Annotated in this window: 8 protein-coding genes; 4 read left to right on the forward strand and 4 right to left on the reverse strand. The window is 72.7% G+C overall.

From position 1 onward, the window contains the following. Positions 1 to 69 precede the first annotated feature (69 nt). Positions 70 to 477 carry a hypothetical protein gene (locus ACIQRW_RS26200; RefSeq protein WP_403764552.1) on the forward strand — a complete coding sequence of 136 codons (408 nt, stop codon included), beginning with the start codon at positions 70 to 72 and terminating at the stop codon, positions 475 to 477. Here the strand turns inward: ACIQRW_RS26200 and ACIQRW_RS26205 are convergent. Beyond that, positions 466 to 1083 carry a GNAT family N-acetyltransferase gene (locus ACIQRW_RS26205; RefSeq protein WP_403764554.1) on the reverse strand — a complete coding sequence of 206 codons (618 nt, stop codon included), beginning with the start codon at positions 1081 to 1083 and terminating at the stop codon, positions 466 to 468. The genes ACIQRW_RS26200 and ACIQRW_RS26205 overlap by 12 nt on opposite strands. Positions 1084 to 1402: 319 nt before the next feature. On the opposite strand from ACIQRW_RS26205, the gene ACIQRW_RS26210 reads away from it, so the two are divergent. Together ACIQRW_RS26210 and ACIQRW_RS26215 are read left to right on the forward strand one after the other, a co-directional pair. Next, positions 1403 to 1723, forward strand: a complete 321-nt coding sequence (locus ACIQRW_RS26210) for a multidrug efflux SMR transporter (RefSeq protein ID WP_274031743.1) — start codon at positions 1403 to 1405, stop codon at positions 1721 to 1723. A gap of 116 nt (positions 1724 to 1839) precedes the next feature. Further along, entirely contained in the window at positions 1840 to 2253 is a 414-nt protein-coding gene (locus ACIQRW_RS26215; RefSeq protein ID WP_403764556.1) for a DMT family transporter, read from the forward strand. Positions 2254 to 2414: 161 nt separating this feature from the next. Here ACIQRW_RS26215 and ACIQRW_RS26220 read toward each other — a convergent pair whose 3' ends face one another. Beyond that, positions 2415 to 2861, reverse strand: a complete 447-nt coding sequence (locus ACIQRW_RS26220; protein ID WP_403764558.1) for a MarR family winged helix-turn-helix transcriptional regulator — start codon at positions 2859 to 2861, stop codon at positions 2415 to 2417. Between the two features lie 79 nt (positions 2862 to 2940). Next, the gene (locus tag ACIQRW_RS26225) at positions 2941 to 3516 is read right to left on the reverse strand and encodes a TetR/AcrR family transcriptional regulator (RefSeq protein WP_403764560.1); all 576 of its coding nucleotides are present in this window, start codon (positions 3514 to 3516) and stop codon (positions 2941 to 2943) included. 162 nt (positions 3517 to 3678) lie between these two features. On the opposite strand from ACIQRW_RS26225, the gene ACIQRW_RS26230 reads away from it, so the two are divergent. Next, positions 3679 to 4953 (forward strand): MFS transporter, encoded by a 1275-nt coding sequence (locus ACIQRW_RS26230; protein ID WP_403764562.1) that lies wholly within the window; start codon positions 3679 to 3681, stop codon positions 4951 to 4953. Here the strand turns inward: ACIQRW_RS26230 and ACIQRW_RS26235 are convergent. Further along, positions 4935 to 6644, reverse strand: coding sequence for a serine/threonine-protein kinase (locus ACIQRW_RS26235; protein ID WP_403764564.1), 1710 nt, complete (start codon positions 6642 to 6644; stop codon positions 4935 to 4937). The genes ACIQRW_RS26230 and ACIQRW_RS26235 overlap by 19 nt on opposite strands. Positions 6645 to 6902 lie beyond the last annotated feature (258 nt).

The raw sequence follows: 6902 nt of genomic DNA on the forward strand, positions 1-6902 counted from the left end.
GGTCAACGGCTGTACGACGCACCTCGGCAGGTACGGAGAACGCTAGGTGATCGGGGTCACAATCGTCTCGTGAACGCACTTAATGGTGGGCTGAGGGCCGAGTGGATTCCGGACTCCGGATTTCATCTCCGCAAGGCGGGCGTGCAATTCGACGCAATCCGCGTGGACGGCGACGACGGGCGGCGGCTGGCCGACCTGATGGAGGAGTTGGTCGGCGGCGAACCGGGACCCGTCGTCACCGAGTCGAACGGCCGGCGCGGGGTGTACTTTCTCGTCCCGGCGGGCTCCACGGCCGGGCGGCCGTGGCCGCGCGCGGTGACGACGTTCAACGCGGCCACGGGCCGGATCAGTTACGTTCCCGTACCGGCGATCGGGGGTGACACCTGGCCGCTGATGTGGCGGTACCCGCCCACGCGCCCGGGTCGGTTCGTGCACACGCTGATTCTGTTCAACGCGGCGTACGCGTTACTGAGTTGAGCGACCGAGATATGTCACGGGCCCCGCGTCCGGAACCGCGATCTCGTGGAAGCCGACGCGGTCGTAGAAGGCGCGGGCCCGGGTGTTGACGGTGAGCATGCCCAAGTGAACGGCCTGGACGCCCTGTTCGTTCAGGGCGGCGAGGAAGGCCTCCATGAGCCGTCGCCCGTGTCCGGACCGCTGGTGCGTCGGGAGCAGGTCGATGTGCAGGTGGGCCGGATAGTCGGCCAGCTCCGGCACGATCATGGCCTCGGGGTCGTGCATCAGGGCGGTCATCCGCTCGGCGGGGGAGGCGGGTTCGCGTACGGGGGCCGGGTAGCGCTCGGCGAGGCCGGGGAGCCATTGGGCGCGGTAGCGGTCGACGAAGGACGCGGTGTCCGCCGTACCGAGGATGTAGCCGACCGCGCGCCCGCCGTCCTCGATCACGAAGGCCAGCTCCGGCTCCAGGGCGACGTAGGGCGCGGCGAAGATGTTCGGCAGCAGGCCCGGGTCCGGGTAGAGGTGGCGGGCGTCCCCGCCCTCGTGCCCCGTGCGTACGCAGATGTCGAAGAGGGCCTCGCGGTCCTCGGGGCGGTACGGGCGCAGCACGGGCGACGGAGAAGTCATGCGCGGGATCTTTCAGGTGCGGGAGCGCTCCCGCAAGGGGTTTCCCCGCCACTTCCCGCACCTTCCCGCCGCTTCCCGCCGCTTCCCGCCGCTTCCGGCCGCTTACGGGCGGCTCCCTGTCTGCCGTCCCGGCGACGGCGGGGAGGCTCGGCGCTGGACAACTCCCCTTCGTAGAGACGTGCTTGACACTGATTACTTGCACATGCAATATTAATGCCCTGGGCCGAGCCGCTGCGGCGCAGTCTTACGCCCAGCATTTTCTTGCATGTGCAGGCAATTATGCTCAGGTCGCTCAACTCACCGCACGGAAGGACCTCCCATGCACTGGCTCCACCTCGCCATCGCCGTCGCCTTCGAGATCTTGGTCGCCATCGCCGCCGGAAAGGCCGAGGGCTTCAAGAACCGCAAGTGGACCGGCATCACCCTGGCCAGCGGCGCCGCCGCGACCTTCTTCCTCAGCAAGGCGCTGCTGACGTTCGACGTCGGCGTCGGCTACGCCCTGTGGACGTCCGTCGCGGGCGTCGGCATCACCGTCCTCGGCGCGCTGTTCTTCGGCCAGCGGCTGAACGCGAACAAGGCGATCGGCATTCTCCTCGTCATCGGTGGCGTCGTCGGCCTCCAGCTGAGCGGTTCCGCCTGAGCCGGAGCTCGGCACCCGACTCCTGACCTCGCACGCCCCGCACACCTCGCACGCCTCGCGCACACCGTGCAACCACCCGACGACATCGCAGACATCCCTGAGAGGACTCACCTCCCATGTCCAACACGGCCAAGAGCTCCACCAACGCCTGGCTCTCCCTCCTTCTCGCCGGAGTCTTCGAGATCGGGTACGCGCTCGCCGTCGGCGGCAGTGAAGGCTTCACCGTCCTGACCTGGTCCCTGGTCGCCGTGGTGTTCTTCCTGCTCACGCTCTACGCGCTGAGCCTCGCTCTCCGCACGATCGACGTGAGCATCGGCTATGCCGTCTGGGCGGGGATCGGCGCGGTCGGCGCCGCGGTTCTCGGCCCGCTCTTCTTCGACGAGACCCTCACCCCGGCCAAGGGCATCTGGCTCGCCGTCATCATCGTCGGGGTCATCTGGCTCAAGCTCGCCGACCGTACGAAGCCCGAGACGGCGGCCGCACCCAGTTCCGGGCCGATCGCCGACCGGACAGGCGCACTTCAGGTCTGACACTTCTCCGACCGGTACGCCACAGGCGCCCGCCCACCCCCTCGTGACGGGGTGGGCGGGCGCCTGTGGCGTACCGGTCGGAGTCGTTCGGCGTACGGGGGCGATGCCGGCCCGGCGGTCGTTCCCGATGGTGGCGGGTCCCGCCGTCCGGCGCGGTCGTGTCAGGCGGCGGCGCCGCGCAGTGCCTGCACCGCGCGGGCGAGCTGGTCGTCGGCGCTCGCGGTGTTGAGGGCCGAACTGAGGATCTCGGCGTACGTGGCGCGGGCGTCCTGGTAGTGCTTGCGGCCCTCGTCGGTGATGACGGCGTAGACGCCGCGCTTGTCGTCGGCGCAGTGGTCCTTGTAGGCGTAGCCTGCGCTTTCCAGCCGCCCCACCAGGCGGGTCACGGAGCTCTGGCTCAGGCCGACGCGGTCCGCGAGCTCCTGCATGCGGTATTCGCCACTCTCGGCCCGGGTGAGGGCCTCCAGAGCGCGGTACTCGGAGAGGCCGACGCCGAAGCGGCGCTGAAGGGTGTGCGCGAGCTGGCGCTCCACGAAAGTGTGCAGGCCGAGGACGGCCTCCCACATGGTTTGGTCGGAGGCGGCGCGCGGCTGCTGGCGGATCGTCACGGACGGCTCCCCTTCTTGACTGCGATAAGCAACAAGATACATGCCCATGCAAACACTGGGCGGGAAAGGCCGGGACGCCTCAGTCGCGTTCCGTCCCCTGGGGCCCCGCGGGGTCCGGCGCCGTGATCCGCGCGATCGCCTCGACCGTCAGGGCGCGCTCGTGGGGCTCGGTCTCCAGGGCTCGGTGGATGGACAGGCCCTCGATGAGCGCGTCGAGCTGACGGGCGGTGGCCGGGTCGAAGTGCCATTCCAGGGCGCGGCGGCTGCGGCCCATCCAGGTGCGGGTGAGCTCGCGGTAGGCGGGCCGGCGCGCGGCGAGGGTGTAGAGCTCGTGGGTGAGGATCAGCTCGCGCTGGTTGCCGCCGGAGAGGTGGTGGACGAGATCGGCGACGGCCCCGCGCGCCTCGTCGGGGGTGCTCGCGGCGCCGAGGCGTTCCTCGAAGACGGCGACGATCGTGCCGGAGAAGCGTGTGAACGCCTCGTGCAGCAGCTCGTCCATGCCGGAGAAGTGGTACGTCATCGAGCCGAGCGGAACGCCCGCGCGGGCGGCGACCTTACGGTGCGAGACACCCGCGACGCCCTCGTCGACGATGAGGTCCAGCACGGCGTCGATGATGCGGTCCCGCCGTTCGGGGTCGGTGCGCCCTGTCGCCACGCGGCCTCCTCGGTGGGCTCGGGTCCTCCTCGCAGCATAGAGCGCGGGGGAGCGGCGGCCGTGCGGCCGACGGGTCGCCGAAGGGAATGTACGAGCGTACGCTCCGGGCGTACGCTTCTACGCCGGAAACGCTCCCCACCTGTCTGTCGAGGCCCGACCCCCATGAAGAACCCGCCGGTCATGGACGCCACCACCCGCCGCTGGCGCGCGGCGCTCTTCCTCTTCATGCTCGCCACCGGGGTGAGCATGGCGTCCTGGGTCGCCCGCACCCCGGCCGTCCGGGACGCCCTGGACGTGACGACCGGATCGATGGGCCTCGTGCTGTTCGGGCTCTCCATCGGGTCGATGGCCGGGGTGCTGGTCTCCGGCGGGCTGGTGCGCAGGCGCGGCGGGCGGCCGGTGATCGCCGCCGGGGCGGGGCTCCTCGTGGCCGGGCTGCTGGTGGTCGCCGGGGGCGCGGCACTGGAGGCGTCGGCCGGGGTGTTCTGCGGACTGGCGCTGTTCGGCGCCGGGATGGGCCTGGCGGAGGTGGCGTTCAACATCGAGGGCGCGGCCGTCGAACGGACCCTGGGCCGCCCGGTCCTGCCGGTGCTGCACGGCTGCTTCAGCCTGGGGACCGTGGTCGGCGCGCTGGTCGGGATGGGGCTGACGGCGGTCCGGTTCCCGGTCGGCTGGCACCTGGCGGCGATAGCCGCCGCCGTCGCGGCGGCCGGGGTGTGGACCGTACGGGCGGTGCCGGCGGGCACGGGGCAGGAGGGGGCGGCGGCCGGTGACGGGGAGAACGGTGGCGGGGCGCGGACCGGAGGCGTGCGCGCGCAGGTGGCGGTCTGGCGGGACCGTCGGCTGGTGCTGATCGGTCTCATCGTGCTGGCCATGGCCTTCGCGGAGGGCTCCGCCAACGACTGGCTGCCGCTGCTGATGGTGGACGGCCACGGGACGAGTGCGACGGCCGGTTCGCTGACGTTCATGCTGTTCGCGGTCGCGATGACGACGGGCCGGTTCACCGGCGGGCCCCTGCTGGTGCGCTACGGCCCGGCGGCCGTGGTCCGGGCCAGCGCCCTGGTGGCGGCGGCCGGCGTGGCCCTGGTGGTCTTCTCCGACAACGCGCTGCTCGCCGGGGCGGCCGTGGTGCTGTGGGGCCTCGGCGCCTCGCTCGGTTTCCCGGTCACGATCTCGGCGGCGGGCGAGGGCGTGCGGAACGCTTCGGCCCGGGTCGCGGCGGTGTCGACGGCGGGCTACGCGGCGTTCCTGGTCGGCCCGCCCTCGCTGGGCTTCCTGGCCGACCACGTGGGGCTGCGGAACGCGATGGTGGTGGTGCTCGTGCTGCTGGGCGGCGCGGCGCTGATCACCCGGGCGCTGCGGACGCCGTCCTCCGGGGCGGGCGTGGAGCAGTCCGGTGCACCGGTTCCCGGAGCCTCTCAGTCCGACCTGGTGTAGATCAGGCTCTCGCCCGTCCCGGCCGTGGACCGGCGCAGGTCCCCGTCCGGGAGCAGGGTCAGTTCGGTGGGCTTCCCGGGCGTGCAGGAGGAGGCCGGGCGGCCGGAGGACACCGTGGAGGGTCCGATACGGACCGGGCCGTCCCCGGCGGGCCGGTCGGAGAGGGGGGCGGTGAACTCGCAGTGGTACGTGGATCCGGAGGCGAGGGGCCCCTCGGCGGTGAGGACGAGGACCTGGTCGCCCACTTTCCCCTGCCGGATGGTCAACGTCCTTGAGGAAGCGCCCTGTTCGCCGGGTATGGAGCCGGTCCAGGTCCCCAGGAAGCCCTTCGGGACGGCTCCCTCGCCGCCCTGCTGCCCGCCGCCGGTTTCGGCGGAGCCCGAGGGGCCGGGGGAGGCGGTCGTCCCCGGGGCGGTGCCGTTCATGAACGCGTACACCGATCCGCCCGCCCCGATCGCCACGACCACGGCGACGGCGACCAGCGCGGCGGTGGCCCCGGCGGAGCGGCGCTCCCGGGCGGGTGGGGGAGGGGTGGGCACGAAGTAGGCCGGGGGGAAGGGCTGTTCGGTGGTACGGGCGGGGGTCGGCTGCGGGGCGGGCTGCGGGGCGGCGGGGGTGCCGTACGGCGAGTGCTGCGGAGCGTACGGGTGGGGCCCGGGCGGTATCGGGGCGACGGGCGGCCGTGCGGGGCTACCCGCCGTCTCCGGGCTCGTCGGGGCGGCCTGCGGGTGCGGGTGCTGCGAGTGCTGCGGGTCCTCCGGGTCCTCCGCGTCGAGCAACCCCACGGCATGGCGGCCGAGTTGGGCGATCAGGGTCGCGGGCAGCCAGGGTTCGTCCGCCTCCGCCTCGCCCAGGCGGGCCAGGATCTCGCCGGTGCCGGGGCGGGCCGCCGGGTCCTTCGCCAGGCAGTCCCGGACGACGCCGGCCAGCCCCTCCGGAACCCCGGTCAGGTCCGGGTCCTCCTGGGCTATCCGGAACATCAGGGCGTGGACCCCGCCGCTCTCCGTCGTACCGAACGGCAGCCGGCCCGACGCGGCGTACGCGAGGACGGACCCGAGGCAGAACACGTCGCACGCGGTGGTCACGCGCTCGCCGCGCACCTGCTCGGGGGCCATGAAGCCGGGGGAGCCGACCAGGGCCCCGGTGCGGGTCAGATCGCCCTCGGGCACGGAATCCAGGGCGCGGGCGATGCCGAAGTCGATGACCCGTGGGCCGTCGATGGTCATCAGGACGTTGGAGGGCTTCAGGTCCCGGTGGATGAGCCCGGCCCCATGGATGTGCTGGAGCGCGTGGGCGAGCCCGGAGCCGAGGAACCGTACGGAACGCAACGGCAGCGGCCCGTACGCCCCCGAGTCCGTGACCGGGGCGCCGGGGCGGCCCGAGACGATGCGCTGGAGGGAGGGCCCGGCGACGTATCCGGTGGCGACCCAGGGGACGGGGGCCTCGGTGTCGGAGTCCAGCACCGGTGCGGTCCAGGCCCCGCCGACGCGGTGCGCGGCACGGACCTCCTGGCGGAAGCGGGCCCGGAATTCGGGCTGCTCGGCGAGCTCGCGGCGGACGAGCTTGAGGGCGACGGTGCGGCCGCGGTCGGAGCGGGCGAGGAAGACCTGGCCCATGCCGCCCTCGCCCAGGCGGCCGAGGAGGCGGTACGCACCGATGCGGTGCGGGTCGTCGGACCCGAGCTTGTCCATGGTGCGCTTCCTCCCCCGTGCGGCCCGCACGAGGATAACGCCGCCCCTCGCCGCCGCCCCCGCCTCCCCGTCTCAGGACACGACACCCCGCCCCCTTGGTTCCCCCCTCCAGGGCTTCCGACGCTCGAGGATCGGGCCCGCACTCTTCAGCCCGTCCGGCGTTCGAGGATCGGGCCCGCACTCTTCAGCCCGTCCGGCGTTCGAGGATCGGGCCCGCACTCTTCAGCCCGTCCGGCGTTCGAGGATCGGGCCCGCACT

The sequence above is a fragment of the Streptomyces sp. NPDC091287 genome, from assembly GCF_044768525.1.
Classification (GTDB): Bacteria; Actinomycetota; Actinomycetes; order Streptomycetales; family Streptomycetaceae; genus Streptomyces.